The sequence below is a fragment of the Aeromonas sp. FDAARGOS 1402 genome (genome assembly GCF_019046925.1).
In the GTDB taxonomy this organism is placed as follows: Bacteria; Pseudomonadota; Gammaproteobacteria; order Enterobacterales; family Aeromonadaceae; genus Aeromonas; species Aeromonas caviae.
The window spans coordinates 2,636,911-2,652,059 of the sequence record NZ_CP077201.1; the positions used below are offsets into that span (position 1 = coordinate 2,636,911).

Annotated in this window: 13 protein-coding genes; 5 read left to right on the plus strand and 8 right to left on the minus strand. The window is 62.2% G+C overall.

Translation table 11 applies throughout. The features are described from left to right. Positions 1–107: 107 nt before the first annotated feature. Positions 108–1,058: a transaldolase gene (tal, locus tag I6L32_RS12690; protein ID WP_216943968.1), complete on the minus strand. Its 951-nt coding sequence runs from the start codon at positions 1,056–1,058 to the stop codon at positions 108–110. A 724-nt stretch (positions 1,059–1,782) separates the two neighbouring features. Between tal and I6L32_RS12695 the strand changes: the two genes are divergently transcribed. The 4 genes from I6L32_RS12695 to yidZ all read left to right on the plus strand — a co-directional run bounded on the left by I6L32_RS12695 (position 1,783) and on the right by yidZ (position 7,054). Further along, entirely contained in the window at positions 1,783–3,213 is a 1,431-nt protein-coding gene (locus tag I6L32_RS12695; RefSeq protein ID WP_043155782.1) for a sodium:alanine symporter family protein, read from the plus strand. A gap of 179 nt (positions 3,214–3,392) precedes the next feature. Then, the gene (locus I6L32_RS12700) at positions 3,393–4,544 is read left to right on the plus strand and encodes a CMY-1/MOX family class C beta-lactamase MOX-25 (protein ID WP_128343957.1); all 1,152 of its coding nucleotides are present in this window, start codon (positions 3,393–3,395) and stop codon (positions 4,542–4,544) included. Positions 4,545–4,836: 292 nt separating this feature from the next. Continuing rightward, the gene (locus tag I6L32_RS12705; protein ID WP_216943969.1) at positions 4,837–6,003 is read left to right on the plus strand and encodes an MdtL family multidrug efflux MFS transporter; all 1,167 of its coding nucleotides are present in this window, start codon (positions 4,837–4,839) and stop codon (positions 6,001–6,003) included. 10 nt (positions 6,004–6,013) lie between these two features. Further along, complete coding sequence (yidZ, locus tag I6L32_RS12710; protein ID WP_216943970.1) at positions 6,014–7,054, plus strand: HTH-type transcriptional regulator YidZ; 1,041 nt, start codon at positions 6,014–6,016, stop codon at positions 7,052–7,054. Here the strand turns inward: yidZ and ruvX are convergent. The 7 genes from ruvX to metK all read right to left on the minus strand — a co-directional run bounded on the left by ruvX (position 7,051) and on the right by metK (position 12,740). Continuing rightward, positions 7,051–7,473: a Holliday junction resolvase RuvX gene (ruvX, locus tag I6L32_RS12715; protein WP_010673863.1), complete on the minus strand. Its 423-nt coding sequence runs from the start codon at positions 7,471–7,473 to the stop codon at positions 7,051–7,053. The genes yidZ and ruvX overlap by 4 nt on opposite strands. Positions 7,474–7,575: 102 nt before the next feature. Next, on the minus strand, positions 7,576–8,130 hold the full coding sequence (locus I6L32_RS12720; protein WP_010673864.1) for a YqgE/AlgH family protein: 555 nt from the start codon (positions 8,128–8,130) through the stop codon (positions 7,576–7,578). A 154-nt stretch (positions 8,131–8,284) separates the two neighbouring features. Further along, on the minus strand, positions 8,285–9,235 hold the full coding sequence (gene gshB / locus I6L32_RS12725; protein ID WP_104452499.1) for a glutathione synthase: 951 nt from the start codon (positions 9,233–9,235) through the stop codon (positions 8,285–8,287). Between the two features lie 119 nt (positions 9,236–9,354). Beyond that, complete coding sequence (gene rsmE, locus I6L32_RS12730; protein ID WP_216943971.1) at positions 9,355–10,086, minus strand: 16S rRNA (uracil(1498)-N(3))-methyltransferase; 732 nt, start codon at positions 10,084–10,086, stop codon at positions 9,355–9,357. A gap of 129 nt (positions 10,087–10,215) precedes the next feature. Then, entirely contained in the window at positions 10,216–10,908 is a 693-nt protein-coding gene (locus I6L32_RS12735) for an endonuclease (RefSeq protein WP_039040144.1), read from the minus strand. 73 nt (positions 10,909–10,981) lie between these two features. After that, a complete protein-coding gene (locus I6L32_RS12740) occupies positions 10,982–11,521 on the minus strand; it encodes a SprT family zinc-dependent metalloprotease (protein ID WP_041212594.1) in 540 nt (179 codons plus the stop codon). A gap of 67 nt (positions 11,522–11,588) precedes the next feature. Then, complete coding sequence (metK, locus tag I6L32_RS12745; protein ID WP_216943972.1) at positions 11,589–12,740, minus strand: methionine adenosyltransferase; 1,152 nt, start codon at positions 12,738–12,740, stop codon at positions 11,589–11,591. Between the two features lie 340 nt (positions 12,741–13,080). On the opposite strand from metK, the gene tkt reads away from it, so the two are divergent. Beyond that, a complete protein-coding gene (tkt, locus tag I6L32_RS12750; RefSeq protein WP_216943973.1) occupies positions 13,081–15,072 on the plus strand; it encodes a transketolase in 1,992 nt (663 codons plus the stop codon). Positions 15,073–15,149 lie beyond the last annotated feature (77 nt).

Consider the following 15,149-nt stretch of genomic DNA (forward strand, 5'->3'; position numbering starts at 1 on the left):
CGAAGTTGTGACAACCGGAAACAGGCACAAAAAAACCGGGCTGCCCTTTCGGGAGCCCGGTTTTTGCGGCGCCACTTCGCTCTGTGAGAGCCGTGTGGCGAGCGGCCTTACAGGTGGCTTGCCAGCATGGTTTCCAGCTTGCCCTGGTCGATGGCGAACAGGCGGATGCCTTCCCCCAGTTTCTCGACGGCCATGGCGTCCTGGTTCAGCTCCCAGCGGAATTCGGCTTCGGTCATCGGGGTCGGTTTGGCTGTGCGCTCGCCGGTGTAGTCCAGCTTGCGCACCACGGCGCCTTCGGCCTTGCTCAGCTCTTCCAGCAAAGCGGGGCCAATGGTCAGGCGGTCGCAGCCGGCCAGTTCCAGGATTTCGCCGGTGTTGCGGAAGCTCGCGCCCATGACCACGGTCGGGTAGTCGTGCTGCTTGTAGTAGTTGTAGATGGCGGTGACGGAGACCACGCCCGGATCTTCACTGGCGGTGTAATCACGGCCGTTCTTGGCCTTGTACCAGTCGAGGATGCGACCGACGAAGGGGGAGATGAGGAAGGCGCCGGCTTCGGCACAGGCACGGGCCTGGGCGAAGGAGAACAGCAGGGTCAGGTTGCACTGGATACCCTCTTTCTCCAGCACCTCGGCGGCACGGATCCCTTCCCAGGTGGAGGCAAGCTTGATCAGGATGCGATCATTGCTGATGCCGGCTTCGTTGTAGAGGCGGATCAGCTTGCGGGCCTTGGCGATGCTGGCATTGGTGTCGAAGGAGAGGCGGGCGTCCACTTCGGTGGAGATGCGGCCCGGGACGATTTTCAGCACTTCGAGGCCGATGTTGACCGCCAGCTTGTCGCCTGCGTCGATGATTTGCTGTGCCTTGTCCTGGCTCTGGGATTTGGCCCAGGCAATGGCGTCCTGGATCAGGGCTGCGTACTCGGGGATCTCGGAGGCCTTGAGTACCAGAGAGGGGTTGGTGGTGGCATCGATGGGCTGGTAGCGCTTGATGGCTTCGATGTCGCCGGTATCGGCAACCACTGTGGTCAGGGCTTTCAGCTGGGTCAATTTATCGGCCATGGCAAATATCATCTCTTTATGAGGGAGCAATCCCAGGGTGGTGGGCATGAGACGGCAGTTCTGAAATTAAATTACAAGATCCCGGCGGCTCAGGCTCAGAAAGGGGCGATGGGCAGGCCCCATCGTCATTGCCTGCCTAATTAATACGGATGTGGCGCATCCTGCAATAGGGGGGCTTGTATGCGAATCAGCCAGGTGGTGAAAGCGGTACCGGCTGTCGAGTGAAAGTGTTTGATAAAAAACGAGTTTTATTCATGGTGTGGCGGCTGGCTCCGACATGGAAAAGCGCAATTATTTTGGTGGATTCATGAATTTGTGCGGGAGGTCACATAAATAGTTTTGTCAGCTACTTGAAATTTAATTACGTGTAAAACGTTTTGCGTTACAACCCCTTGCCGATGAGGCATGAGAGGCAAACGCTTGTCTCCCTGATGTCGTTTCACTCAGCGGTTTTTACCCCCATGGGATGAGTTGTAAAATGGTTCTCTATTGGATCTAATTTGTGAGGGGCTGGGTTGCACATCAATTTTTGTTGATTTATTGCGTGCTAAATGAAGCTTTTTTGCATCAAATTGCTCGTTTTTTGTCTCCCCAGTGAGCTCTGTCACTATTCTGAATTCCCTCGCTATGCTAGATTCCGCCCCTTCGGCGCAATGCTGGTTCGGAAATTGACAGAGAGCGGTCAGCGCAGACTGGCCATGGATGTGATAACAACGAGAGAATTATGGACACCTTGATTGCAATGATTAACGACCTGATGTGGGGAGCCGTGCTCATTTACCTGCTGATCGGGGTCGGTATCTTCTTTACCTTCCGCCTGGGCTTTATCCAGATCCGCCACTTCGGCCACATGTTCTCGGTCCTGCGCAACAGTCGCAAATCCGACAGCGCTGGCATCTCCTCCTTCCAGGCTCTGTGTACCAGCCTGGCGGCTCGCGTCGGGACGGGCAATCTGGCCGGTGTGGCCGTCGCCATCTATCTGGGTGGCCCTGGCGCCGTCTTCTGGATGTGGCTGATCGCCTTCATCGGCATGGCCACCGCCTTCGTGGAGAGCACCCTGGCCCAGCTCTACAAGGTCAAGGATGAGGATGGCAACTACCGCGGCGGCCCCGCCTACTACATGGAGCGCGGCCTCGGCATGCGCTGGATGGGGGTGGTCTTCTCCCTCTGCCTGCTGCTGGCCTTCGGTCTGGTGTTCAACGCGGTGCAGGCCAACTCCATCAGCCTGGCCATGAACGTCGCCTTCGGCATCCCTGACTGGGTGAGCGGTCTGGCCCTGGTGGTGCTCTCCGGTCTCATCATCTTCGGCGGCATTCGCGGCATCGCCCGCTTTGCCGAGCTGGTGGTGCCCTTCATGGCGATCGCCTATATCCTGATGGCGCTGTTCGTGGTGTTCATGAACATCAGCGAGCTGCCGGGTATCTTCGCCCTCATCATCAAGTCTGCGTTCGGCATCGAGCAGGCAGGTTCCGGCGCCATGGGCTATGCCATCTCCCAGGCGATGATCAACGGCATCAAGCGCGGCCTCTTCTCCAACGAGGCGGGCATGGGCTCTGCCCCCAACGCTGCCGCCACCGCCACCCCCTATCCGCCGCACCCGGCCTCCCAGGGGTATGTGCAGATGCTGGGGGTCTTCCTCGATACCATCGTCATCTGTACCTGTACTGCCGCCATCATCCTGATGTCCGGCCAGTTCGAGCCGGGTTCCGGCGTGACCGGTGTCGAGCTGACCCAGCGTGCGCTCTCCTCCCAGGTGGGCGGCGGTGGCAACATCTTCATCGCAGCGGCCATCTTCTTCTTCGCCTTCACCTCCATCGTGGCGAACTACTCCTATGCGGAGACCAACCTGGTGTTCCTCGAGCACAACCACAAGGGCGGCCTGATGCTGTTCCGGATGTTCGTGCTGGGCATGGTGATGTTCGGATCCGTGGGCGAACTGCCGACCGTGTGGGCTCTGGCGGATGTCTCCATGGGGCTGATGGCCATCGTCAACCTGGTGGCCATCCTGCTGCTCTCCGGCGTCGCCATCAAGCTGGCCAAGGACTACAACGACCAGCTCAAGGTGGGCCGCGTGCCGACCTTCGATGCCAACAAATACCCCGAGCTGCGCAGCCAGCTGGAAGAGGGGATCTGGGACAACCCGGGCAAGAAATAAGCCTGCGTTGCAAGGTGATTGAAGGGGAGCCATGGCTCCCCTTTTTCATGGGTAAAAAGAGGGGGCGGCTTCACACTGACTTCACAGAGCCTCATCGGCAGCACACCTCGCGGGACTATGCTGGGTTCATCACTCGCCGCCATGGCGATACCTTGCTAACGACAGTCAGGAGACATGCAATGCAACAACGACAATCCATCCTGTGGGGCGCTCTGGCCACCCTGATGTGGGCCGGTCTGGCTCATGCCGGTGACAAGGCGGCGACCGATCCCCTGCGCCCCGTGGTGGATGCCAGCATCCGGCCGCTACTCAAGGAGCACAGGATCCCGGGCATGGCGGTGGCCGTGCTCAAGGATGGCAAGGCCCACTATTTCAACTACGGTGTGGCCGATCGGGAGCGCGCGGTCGGTGTCAGCGAGCAGACCCTGTTCGAGATAGGCTCCGTGAGCAAGACCCTGACCGCGACGCTGGGGGCCTACGCCGTGGTGCAGGGGGGCTTCGAGCTCGATGACAAGGCGAGTCTGTTCGCCCCCTGGCTCAAGGGATCCGCCTTTGACAACATCACCATGGGGGAGCTGGCTACCTACAGCGCGGGCGGCTTGCCGCTGCAATTCCCCGAGGAGGTGGATTCGCTCGAGAAGATGCAGGCCTACTACCGCCAGTGGACCCCAGCCTACTCGCCGGGTTCCCATCGCCAGTACGCCAACCCCAGCATCGGGCTCTTTGGCTATCTGGCGGCGAGCAGCATGAAGCAGCCGTTCGATCGCCTGATGGAGCAGACGATCCTGCCGGGGCTTGGCCTGTACCATACCTACCTCAATGTGCCCGAGCAGGCCATGGGGCACTACGCCTACGGCTACTCGAAGGAGGACAAGCCCATCCGCGTCACTCCCGGCATGCTGGCGGACGAGGCCTACGGCATCAAGACCAGCTCGGCGGATCTGCTGCGCTTTGTGAAGGCCAACATCAGCGGGGTGGATAATGCGGCCATGCAGCAGGCCATCGATCTGACTCACCAGGGCCAGTATGCGGTGGGGGAGATGACCCAGGGACTGGGCTGGGAGCGTTACGCCTATCCCGTCAGCGAGCAGACGCTGCTGGCGGGCAACTCCCCGGCGATGATTTACAATGCCAACCCGGCGGCGCCCGCGCCCGCTGCAACAGGGCACCCTGTGCTCTTCAACAAGACCGGCTCGACCAACGGCTTCGGGGCCTATGTGGCCTTCGTGCCGGCCAAAGGGATCGGCGTCGTCATGCTGGCCAATCGCAACTACCCCAACGAGGCGCGCATCAAGGCGGCCCACGCCATCCTGACGCAACTGGCCAGGTAATGGAGCGCCTTCGCTGAGCCTTGAGGGCACGCCGCATCGCCGCGTGCCCGTTACCTCGGACCCGACCCCTCAAGGGCGACCTGGCAGGGGGCGGGTCGATGAGCATGCCAATCCGGACCTCTCCTGCGGGAGATGTCCGGATTGGCATCCACCGAGTGCCATCTCGTCACTAGGTCCCGGCAGGCCGCCCGCTCTATAGTGCCCGGCATCTTCCTCTGCTTTTGCAGGATTGAGTTGTCCATCTCGCTGACAGCGCACCTGTGATGGTGAAACCTGCTGCTATGGAGCCTTCATGGGTATGTTTCTGCTGTGTACTTTTCTGATGATCATCCTCTATCCCCTCGGGATCGATCTCTATCTGGTGGCCGTGCCCCGCATTGCGCAAACCCTGCAGGGGAGCGAGGCGCAGATCCACACCGCTTTTTCCATCTATCTGCTGGGCATGGCGGCTACCGTGCTGCCGGGGGGCATGCTGGCGGATCGCCATGGCAGGCGCCCCGTGGTACTGGGGGGCGCCCTCATCTTCGTGGTCGCCTCCCTGGTGGCGGCGGAGGCGACCGGCATCGCCCAGTTTTATCTGGGGCGTTTCTGGCAAGGGGTGGGCGCTGGAGCGCTCTACATCATGACCTTCACCGTGCTGCGGGATGTGCTGAACCAGGCGCGCCTCGCGATGGCTCTCTCCCTCATCAACGGCGTGATCTGCGTCATTCCGGTGCTGGCTCCCGTACTCGGTTATCTCATCCTGTCGCACTTCGAGTGGCGCGGCATCTTCGTGGGCATGGCGCTGGTGGCCGCCATCAGTGCCCTGGTCAACCTACGACTGCTCAAGGAGACCCGCCCCACCCGCCAGCCTGCGGGGGCATCGCCGCTGGCCCTGCTGGGCATGGCCCCCTTCATGCAGCGCGCCTTGCTGACCAGCGCCAGCGTGACCGCCATCCTGGTCTATGTGAGCGTCTCGCCCCTCGTCCTGATGACCATGTTCGGCCTGCCTCCCGAGCAGTACACCCGGCTGATGATGGCGATGGCCGGGGTGAGCATGTCCGCTTCCTTCCTGACCCCCTTGCTGCTGCGCTGGCTCGGCAAGGCAAAGGTGCTGGCGCTCTCCCATCTCGCCTACCTGCTGGCTTTGCTCGCCCTGCTGTGCAGCAGCGGGCCCGAAGGCGGCCTGTCCTGGCTGCTGGCGGGGTGTGCCCTGGTCTGCATCGGTTTTTCCTGCGGGTTCGGGGTGGCGATGGGGGAGGCGCTGGATGTGTGCGGGGATCAGGTGGCATCGGCCAGTGCCCTGCTCTGCATCATGCAGATAGGGTTGTCCGGGCTCTTCATCTGGGGGATGGGCCATCTGGGGATGCCTGCGCTCTGGATGCTGATCCTGGCACTCCTGCTGGCGCTGCTCGGTTACCTGGTGGTGAAGGTGCTGCTACCATGGCGTGCGATCCGGCGAGTCCGGGCTCGGGGATAAGAGAGACGCGATGCGCAATCTGGGTGAACTCGATTTGAACCTGCTGGTGGTCTTCAGGCACCTGATGCAGGAGCGCAGCGTGGCGGGGGCGGCCAAGAAGCTGTGTGTCACCCCGTCGGCGGTGAGCAAGGCGCTCGGCAAGCTGCGGGACTGGTTCGGGGATCCCCTCTTCGTGCGCGTGCGCCAGGGTTTGCAGCCGACCAATCTCTCCCTGACCCTGGCGGAGGAGCTCAAGACTTGGTTCCAGCTCACCGAGAGCATCAGCACCCTCAACAGCGAGGCGATCCCCGAGGGGGCCCGCTTCAGTCTGGTGATGGAGTCCCCCTTTGGCATCAGCTTCCTGAGCGAGCTGCCCACGACCATCTACCAGAAGTACCCCCACTCCGTGGTCAGGATGCTGGGCTGGGATCACCACTCTCTCAACGACATCGTCAACGGGGAGGCGGATCTCGGCTTCTGTGCCCGGGAGACCCACGGCCGCTCCCATGCCAGGGTCAACCGGCTGCCCTATTACATCGATCATGAGGTGCTGTTCTGCGATCGTCCCGTGGTGTTCCTGCGCAAGGATCACCCCTTGCTCGGGCAGACGTGGTCGCTGACCCGCTTTCTGGCCTGCCCCCAGGTGAGCGTGGTGTGGGAGGCCAGCGACAGCTGGGCACTGGATGATCTGCTGGAGGACGAAGGCCACAGGCGGCAGGTGCCCATCATGGTGGCGAGCTTCGAGCAGGCGCTGCACATCGCCGCCCAAAAGAGCCACGAGCTGATCGCCGTGGTGCCTTCATATTGCGCGGACTATGCCACCAGACACCACCCCGACCTCATCCCCATGCCGTTGCCGCTGGAAGAGTCCCTCTATGCCCAGCTGGAGATCTCCTTCATCCTGCTGTGGCACAAGCGCCACAATCAGGATGCCAAGGTGATGTGGTTGCGGGGGGAGATCCGGCGGCTCTATGGCCTGGCCGCGGCGGGGATGACGCGTTTTGCCTGGGGCGGGCCCATGGAGATCGGGGCGGCGAAAGAGAAGCAAGGGGGAGGAAGCCCTCCGGTTTAGTCGTACTGCTCTTCCATCCAGGCTTCGACGATGAGCTGGGCGGAGACGCCGTCCACGCTCCCCTTGTCCAGCGCTTTGTAGCCGCCACGTTCAAACAGGCGGGCGCGGGCATCCGTGGTGGTGAGCCGCTCGTCCTTGAACTCCACCGGCTTGCCGAAGCGTCCGTGCAGGCGATTGCCGAACTTGCGAGCTCGCACCGTGATCTCCTGGTCCGTGCCATCCATGTTGAGCGGCAGACCGACGATCAGCAGATCCGGTTGCCACTCCTTGATCAGCTTTTCTATCTCGTCCCAGTTGGGGATGCCGTCGTTGGCCTTGAGGGAGCGAAGGGGGCGGGCGCTGCCCGTGAGCTCCTGGCCGATGGCGACACCGATGCTCTTGGTGCCGTAGTCAAAGCCCATGATGCTGCGTGATGACATGGGGTCTCCTCGAAATGGATGGATAAATGAAGGGGGAAGCCCCCTCCCTGTCTCCCCCTGCTCGTGAGGGGGGAGCGTGCCGCGGAGGGGAGGTACGGAGTGTCAGCTATGGCCCACCTGGCTGGAGAGGTGCAGGGGGTTGACCCCAATGCTCGCTGCGGCTTGCTGCCAGCGCAGGTGGATGGGGGTATCGAAGACCAGCTTGGGATTGGGGGGGATCACCAACCAGGCGCCATCCACCAGCTCCTGCTCGAGCTGGCCAGCACTCCAGCCGGCGTAACCGAGCGCCACCAGCCAGTGGTCCGGCGCCTCGTCGGTGCCCAGGGTCTCCAGGATGTCCTTGGAGGTGGTGACCATCATCTCGTCGCTCACCTGCAGGGTGGAGTTGAACCCCGGGCGGAAGCTGTGCAGCACGAAGCCGCGATCCCCGTGCACCGGGCCCCCCTGCAACACCGGCTGTTTCATCTCGGCGGTGGCTGGGGGATTGAGGTTGAGCTTGGTCAGCATGGCGTCCAGGGACATGTCGACCGGAATGTTGACCACCAGTCCCATGGCGCCTTCGCTGCTGTGTTCGCACAGATAGACCAGGGAGCGCTGGAAATAGGCGTCCGTGAGGCTCGGCATGGCGAGCAGAAAGTGATTTTGCAGTGTTTGCATGGAGCGTATGTATCTCTAAGCGTGCAAAGGTATTTGGGGTGATTATGGCAGTTGATGGCGGCGGGCAAAACCGCTTTTTGCCGGCAGGAGGGCGGTAGTCAAAGGGGCCCTCACGGCCCCTTGTGTGTGTGTCCTCGCCGCAGCAACGAAGGGGTCAGCGGCCCAGTCGGCGCTCGATGGCGTCCATCAGCATGCCGGTAATGGAGACGTCGAAGGCCGCCTCAATCTCGCGGATGCAGGTAGGGCTGGTGACGTTAATCTCGGTCAGGCGATCGCCGATGATGTCGAGGCCGACGAAGATGAGCCCCTTCTCTTTCAGGGTCGGGCCCACTGCGCGGGCGATGGCCCAGTCCGCCTCGCTCAGGGGGCGCGCCTCGCCACGGCCACCGGCCGCCAGGTTGCCACGGGTCTCACCCTGGGCCGGGATCCGGGCCAGGCAGTAGGGTACCGGCTCGCCGTCCACCACCAGCACCCGCTTGTCGCCATCCTTGATGGCAGGCAGATAGGTCTGCGCCATGCAGTACTGGCTGCCGTGAGAGGTTAATGTCTCGATGATGACGCCGACGTTGGCGTCATCCTCCTTCATGCGGAAGATGGAGGCGCCGCCCATGCCGTCGAGCGGCTTGAGGATGACGTCCTTGTGCTTGGCGTGGAAAGCCCGCAGCTTGTCGGCTCTGCGAGTGACGAGTGTGGTCGGGGTGTGCTCGGCAAACCAGGCGGTGTAGAGCTTTTCGTTAGCGTCGCGCAGGCTCTGGGGCTTGTTGACGATGAGGCAACCCTCATCCTCGGCTCGCTCCAGCATGTAGGTGGCGTAGATGAACTCGGTGTCGAAGGGGGGATCCTTGCGCATCAGGATCACGTCCAGGCTGGAGAGCGGCTGATCCACCACCTCGCCCAGGCTATACCAGTCGGCATAGTCATATTTGACGGTGAGCGGACGCATGGTACCGAAGGCGCGACCGGCCTCCATGTAGAGATCCTTCATCTCCAGATAGAACAGCTCGTAGCCGCGCTTTTGCGCCTCTTCGAGCATGGCGAAGCTGGAGTCCTTCTTGATGTTGATGGCCGAGATGGGGTCCATCACGATGCCGAGTTTAATGGTCATCCGAGTTTCCTTCCTAATGGCTCGATAGGGTTGTAGGGTCGATTAGCGCAGCGTAATCGGCCGTTTGAGGCTGCCATGATGTGATGCGCCACACGGCTTATCGACACCGCCAGATAGTATCAAGCGAGATCGCCAAAGCGGCACTGAAGCGCAGTAATCGCCGTCAGGGCGGCGGTTTCGGTACGCAGCACCCGCGGCCCCAGCAGCATCTCCTTGAAATCTTCCTGCACGGTACGGGCGATCTCGTCGCTGGACAAGCCCCCTTCCGGGCCGATCAGCAGGCGCACGCCGTGCTCGGGGATGGGCAGGGTGTTGATGCTGTAAGGGGCGCGCGGGTGCAGGTTGAGCTTGAGCTCCTGGGTCTCTTCCGCCAGCCAGGCGTCCAGCTCCATCGGCATGCGCACCTCGGGCACGGTATTGCGACCGCACTGCTCGCAGGCACTGATCACCACCTTCTGCCACTGCTCGCGCTTTTTCTCCAGCCGATCGGCGGGCAGCTTGACGCCGCAGCGCTCGGAGAAGAGGGGCGTGATGCAGGTGACGCCGAGCTCCACGGATTTCTGGATGGTGAAGTCCATCTTGTCGCCGCGGCTGATCACCTGACCCAGGTGGATGGCAAGGGGGGACTCCACCGAGCGGGTCTCGCAACTGTCGATGGTCACCTCAACGGACTTCTTGCCCACACTGGTGATGGTGGCGGGGTACTGGTGGCCGTCGCCGTTGAACAGCTCGAGCTGCTGGCCCGGCTGCATGCGCAGCACGCGGCCGATGTGATTGGCACCGTCTTCCGACAGGGCGAGGGTCTGGCCCACCAGCAGGCTGGCCGGTTCATAGATACGTGGAATGCGCATGGCTGATAGTCAGTCTCTTGCTTGGAAACCCTTCAATACCCTACTGCACGGCGGCGAGCAAGGCTCGCGAGACAGAGAGTGAAGGGATTCAGGAGGAGGGGGACGCTCCCCCTCCCTGGTCAAATGGGGTTATTGGCACTGCTTTTCAATGAAGGGATTGGTATTGCCCTGCAGCTTGCCGATACGGCGGTTGCGCTCGCACTCCCAGCGATCAGCCGGATACTGCCTGTCCCAGGCTTCGTAAAGCTTGCGCTGCTGGGCCGCCAGACGCAGTCCGTACTGCTGGCTCATGTAGAGGTAGGCGCGGGCGATCTGTCCACGCACCGGCCCCTTGGGCGGCTGCACCTGGCGCTCCTTGAAGTCCACCAGCATCTGGCACTTGCCGTACTGGTTCGGTTTGCCGTTCCAGTCGCTGAAGCGGAAGTTCGCCCGATCACCGTTCACTTCGCCGATGGCGGGGAAGAGGTTGTGCATGTCTCCCTCCATCCTGTTGAACTCGTCGCTCTTGCCGCAATTCTTGCGACCCCCGTCCTGCCAGCACTGGAGCTGGTGGCCGAACTCCCAGGCGGGCACCACGTGCTCCCATTCGATGCGGGAGGCCCGCTCGGCCTGCTTGCGCGGCAGGTAGCCGCAGCTCTCCCAGTCGGGGGCCATCTTCTTGCCGCTGAACTTGATGTTGCAGCCGCAGTAGAAGGTGACGGGGTGGCTCTGGTAGAGCTTGTTCAGATCCTGCTTGGCGGCGCGAAAGGTCTGGATGTTGTCGGCATGGGCCGGGGCGCTGACCAGCAGGGCCAGGCAGAGGGAGAGCAGAGGGCGAAACATGAATATCCTTGGCAATGAGACAGTTGAATGAAGTAAGCGCGCACCCTATCACAGGAGCGCGACACGGGGTGACTCAATCCGCCGTCGTGTCGCGCTGCCACACCAGGGGCTGGCGACAGCGGCGGCAGTGATAGCGGGCCTCGCCGCGCATCACCTTGTTGTGGCGGCGCACCGAGAGGGGATGCTGCTGGCAGGCGCAGGCATACACGAAGGTGCGCTGGGCCAGCACCCCCAGATCGAAGCTGTGGGTGGTGCTGGGTTCGAGGCCGAACAGCTCCCGCATCACCGACTGCCACTGGCGGCCATGGGGCAGTACTCGGCTCTTACCGCGCCCCTCTCCCCAGAGCGCATAGACCAGCAGGTGCGCCACCTCGTGGGGCACCACTTCCCTGAGAAACGCCTGCTGATTGGCCTGATAGAGCGCCGGATTGAAACGCAGCTCCCAGGTTTGCAGCCGCGCAGACCCTGCCGCCCGGCCCCGCATGTTGCAATGGACTTGCGGGCGGGGAAAGGTGCGGCCAAGGCGTGTTTCGGCCTGTACAAAGCAGGCCTCGACGCGCGCGAGCAGCGTCTCGATGAGGGCGGGGTCAAGCCGGGTGGCAGTGGCAGGCATGGGATCCTCGGGACGGACACAAAAGCAAAAGGGGAGCCAGGCTCCCCTTTTATCACAACCTCGAGCCTTACAGGCCAGCGGCAGCGCGCAGCAGCCCGGCCTTGTCGGTCTTCTCCCAGGGGAACTCGTCGCGGCCGAAGTGGCCGTAAGCGGCGGTTGCCTGGTAGATCGGACGCTTCAGATCCAGCATCTCGATGAGGCCATAGGGGCGCAGCTCGAAGAACTCGCGCACCAGCTTGACCAGCAGGGCTTCGGCCACCTTGCCGGTACCGAAGGTTTCGACGCTGATGGAGGTGGGCTCGGCCACGCCGATGGCGTAGGAGACCTGCACTTCACAGCGATCCGCGAGACCTGCGGCGACTATGTTCTTGGCCACGTAGCGGGCGGCGTAGGCGGCGGAGCGGTCCACCTTGGACGGATCCTTGCCGGAGAAGGCGCCACCACCGTGACGGGCCATGCCGCCGTAGGTGTCGACGATGATCTTGCGACCGGTCAGACCGCAGTCACCCATGGGGCCGCCGATGACGAAACGACCGGTCGGGTTGATGAAGTACTTGGTGTCCTTGTTGATCCACTCGGCCGGCAGCACCGGCTTGATGATCTCTTCGCGCACCGCTTCCACCAGATCGCTGTGGCTGATGGAGTCGCAATGCTGGGTGGAGAGCACCACGGCATCGACACCCAGGATCTTGCCTGCGTCGTCGTAGGCGAAGGTCAGCTGGCTCTTGGCGTCCGGACGCAGCCACGGCAGGGTGCCGTTCTTGCGCACTTCTGCCTGACGCTTCACCAGCAGGTGGGAGTAGGTGATGGGCGCGGGCATCAGCACGTCGGTTTCGTTGGTGGCGTAGCCGAACATCAGGCCCTGGTCACCGGCACCTTGCTCCAGCGGGTCGGTACGGTCGACGCCCTGGTTGATGTCCGGAGACTGTTTGCCGATGGCGTTCAGCACGGCGCAGGAGTCGGCGTCGAAGCCCATGTCGGAGTGGGTGTAACCAATCTCGCGCACGGTGTCGCGCACGATCTGTTCGATGTCGACCCAGGCAGAGGTGGTCACTTCGCCGGCTACCATCACCATGCCGGTCTTGACCAGGGTTTCGCAGGCGACGCGCGCCTTGGTGTCCTGCTGCAGGATGGCGTCCAGCACCGCATCGGAGATCTGGTCGGCGATTTTATCGGGATGGCCTTCGGAGACCGACTCGGAAGTAAACAGCTTTGCCATGTTTGGTTCTCGATTCGTAAGGGTTATCGCCTTGGCCATAACCGGATAATGACAGGATGACTGTAGAGGTATCTACATCTGGACGTCTATTTTAAATAGGTCATCCGGTGATTGCCAGCACTATTTGGGGGTGGAGCCGCCCGGGGCGGGACGGGGAAGGGATCCACCTCCATGGAGGTAAGGCAGGGGGCGGATTGAATCGTTTTCCCCGCCCAGAAAAGCGATTGTGCTCCCAAAGCCACTTTATTCGCCCAGATAATATTTGCACGCCGCGCCCCCTGCTGGGACAATAACGCGCCTTAATCTTGGCCATCAAATGAAGCAATCGCAGGAGATACAGATGCCTTCTCGTAAAGAGCTTGCCAATGCCATTCGTGCATTGAGTATGGATGCCGTTCAAAAAGCCAACTCCGGTCACCCGGGCGCCCCCATGGGAATGGCGGATATCGCTGAAGTGCTGTGGCGCAGCCACCTCAAACACAACCCGAACAACCCCAAGTGGGCCGACCGCGACCGTTTCATTCTCTCCAACGGCCACGGCTCCATGCTGCTGTACTCCCTGCTGCACCTCTCCGGTTATGACCTCTCCATCGACGATCTGAAAAACTTCCGCCAACTGCACTCTCGCACCCCGGGTCACCCGGAGTACGGTTATGCACCGGGCGTTGAAACCACCACCGGTCCGCTGGGTCAGGGCATCACCAACGCCGTGGGCATGGCGATCGCTGAGAAGGCCATGGCCGAGCAGTTCAACCAGCCGGGTCACGACATCGTCGACCACTACACCTACGCCTTCATGGGCGACGGCTGCCTGATGGAAGGTATCTCCCACGAAGCCTGCTCCCTGGCCGGCACCCTGGGTCTGGGCAAGCTGATCGCGTTCTGGGATGACAACGGCATCTCCATCGACGGTCACGTAGAAGGCTGGTTCACCGACGACACTCCCAAGCGCTTCGAAGCCTACGGCTGGCACGTCATCCCGGCCGTTGACGGTCACAACCCGGAAGCCATCAACGCTGCCATCGAAGCCGCCAAGGCCGAGACCGGCAAGCCGACCCTGATCTGCTGCCGCACCATCATCGGTTACGGTTCCCCGAACAAGTCCGGCTCCCACGACTGCCACGGCGCACCGCTGGGCAATGACGAGATCGCCGCCGCCCGTGCCTTCCTGAAGTGGGACCACGCGCCGTTCGTCATCCCGTCCGACATCGCCGCCGAGTGGAACGGTCAGGAGAAGGGTGCCAAGCTCGAATCCGACTGGGCTGCCAAGTTCGCCGCCTATGAAGCCGCTCACCCGACCCTGGCTGCCGAATTCAAGCGCCGCACCACTGGCGAGCTGCCGGCCAACTGGGCTGCTGAATCCGCCAAGATCATCGAAACCCTGCAGGCCAACCCGGCCAAGATCGCGACCCGTAAAGCGTCCCAGAACTCCCTGGAATCCTTCGGCAAGCTGCTGCCGGAATTCATGGGCGGCTCCGCGGATCTCGCGCCGTCCAACCTGACCATGTGGTCCGGCTCCAAGTCCCTGACTCCCGAGAGCGCCGCAGGCAACTACATCCACTACGGCGTGCGCGAGTTCGGCATGTCCGCCATCATGAACGGCATCGCCCTGCACGGTGGTTTCATCCCCTACGGTGCCACCTTCCTGATGTTCATGGAGTACGCCCGCAACGCCCTGCGCATGGCCGCCCTGATGAAGCAGCGCGCCATCTTCGTCTATACCCACGACTCCATTGGTCTGGGTGAAGATGGTCCGACTCACCAGCCGGTCGAGCAGATCGCCTCCCTGCGTCTGACCCCGAACATGAGCACCTGGCGCCCGTGTGATCAGGTAGAGTCCGCCATCGCCTGGAAACACGCCATCGAGCGTACCGACGGCCCGACCTCCCTGATCTTCTCCCGTCAGAACCTGGCCCAGATGGACCGCACCGCCCAGCAACTGGCCGATGCCGCCAAGGGTGGTTATGTGCTGAAGGATTGTGCCGGTACCCCGGAGCTGATCCTGATCGCCACCGGTTCCGAAGTGGAGCTGGCCGTGGCTGCCTATGAGCAGCTGACTGCCAAGGGCCGTGCCGTGCGCGTGGTCTCCATCCCCTCTACCGACGTGTTCGATGCCCAGTCCGCCGAGTACAAGGAGTCTGTCCTGCCAGCCGCCGTCACCAAGCGTGTGGCCATCGAAGCGGGCATCGCCGACTACTGGTACAAGTACGTGGGCTTTGGCGGCAAGATCATCGGCATGCGCACCTTCGGTGAGTCCGCCCCGGCCGAGCTGCTGTTCAAGGAATTCGGCTTTACCGTGGAAAACGTGGTTGCGACCGCTGAATCCCTGTAATCGCTGATTGCTTGGTACTGAACTGAAAAGCGCCTCCCTCGGGAGGCGCTTTTTTATATAATAATTATGGCTTGCAA

Excerpts from the sequence above, each read along its gene's own strand:
- tal (WP_216943968.1), bottom strand. The coding sequence starts at position 1,058 with ATGGCCGATAAATTGACCCAGCTGAAAGCCCTGACCACAGTGGTTGCC.
- I6L32_RS12695 (WP_043155782.1), top strand. The coding sequence starts at position 1,783 with ATGGACACCTTGATTGCAATGATTAACGACCTGATGTGGGGAGCCGTG.
- I6L32_RS12700 (WP_128343957.1), top strand. The coding sequence starts at position 3,393 with ATGCAACAACGACAATCCATCCTGTGGGGCGCTCTGGCCACCCTGATG.
- I6L32_RS12705 (WP_216943969.1), top strand. The coding sequence starts at position 4,837 with ATGGGTATGTTTCTGCTGTGTACTTTTCTGATGATCATCCTCTATCCC.
- yidZ (WP_216943970.1), top strand. The coding sequence starts at position 6,014 with ATGCGCAATCTGGGTGAACTCGATTTGAACCTGCTGGTGGTCTTCAGG.
- ruvX (WP_010673863.1), bottom strand. The coding sequence starts at position 7,473 with ATGTCATCACGCAGCATCATGGGCTTTGACTACGGCACCAAGAGCATC.
- I6L32_RS12720 (WP_010673864.1), bottom strand. The coding sequence starts at position 8,130 with ATGCAAACACTGCAAAATCACTTTCTGCTCGCCATGCCGAGCCTCACG.
- gshB (WP_104452499.1), bottom strand. The coding sequence starts at position 9,235 with ATGACCATTAAACTCGGCATCGTGATGGACCCCATCTCGGCCATCAAC.
- rsmE (WP_216943971.1), bottom strand. The coding sequence starts at position 10,086 with ATGCGCATTCCACGTATCTATGAACCGGCCAGCCTGCTGGTGGGCCAG.
- I6L32_RS12735 (WP_039040144.1), bottom strand. The coding sequence starts at position 10,908 with ATGTTTCGCCCTCTGCTCTCCCTCTGCCTGGCCCTGCTGGTCAGCGCC.
- I6L32_RS12740 (WP_041212594.1), bottom strand. The coding sequence starts at position 11,521 with ATGCCTGCCACTGCCACCCGGCTTGACCCCGCCCTCATCGAGACGCTG.
- metK (WP_216943972.1), bottom strand. The coding sequence starts at position 12,740 with ATGGCAAAGCTGTTTACTTCCGAGTCGGTCTCCGAAGGCCATCCCGAT.
- tkt (WP_216943973.1), top strand. The coding sequence starts at position 13,081 with ATGCCTTCTCGTAAAGAGCTTGCCAATGCCATTCGTGCATTGAGTATG.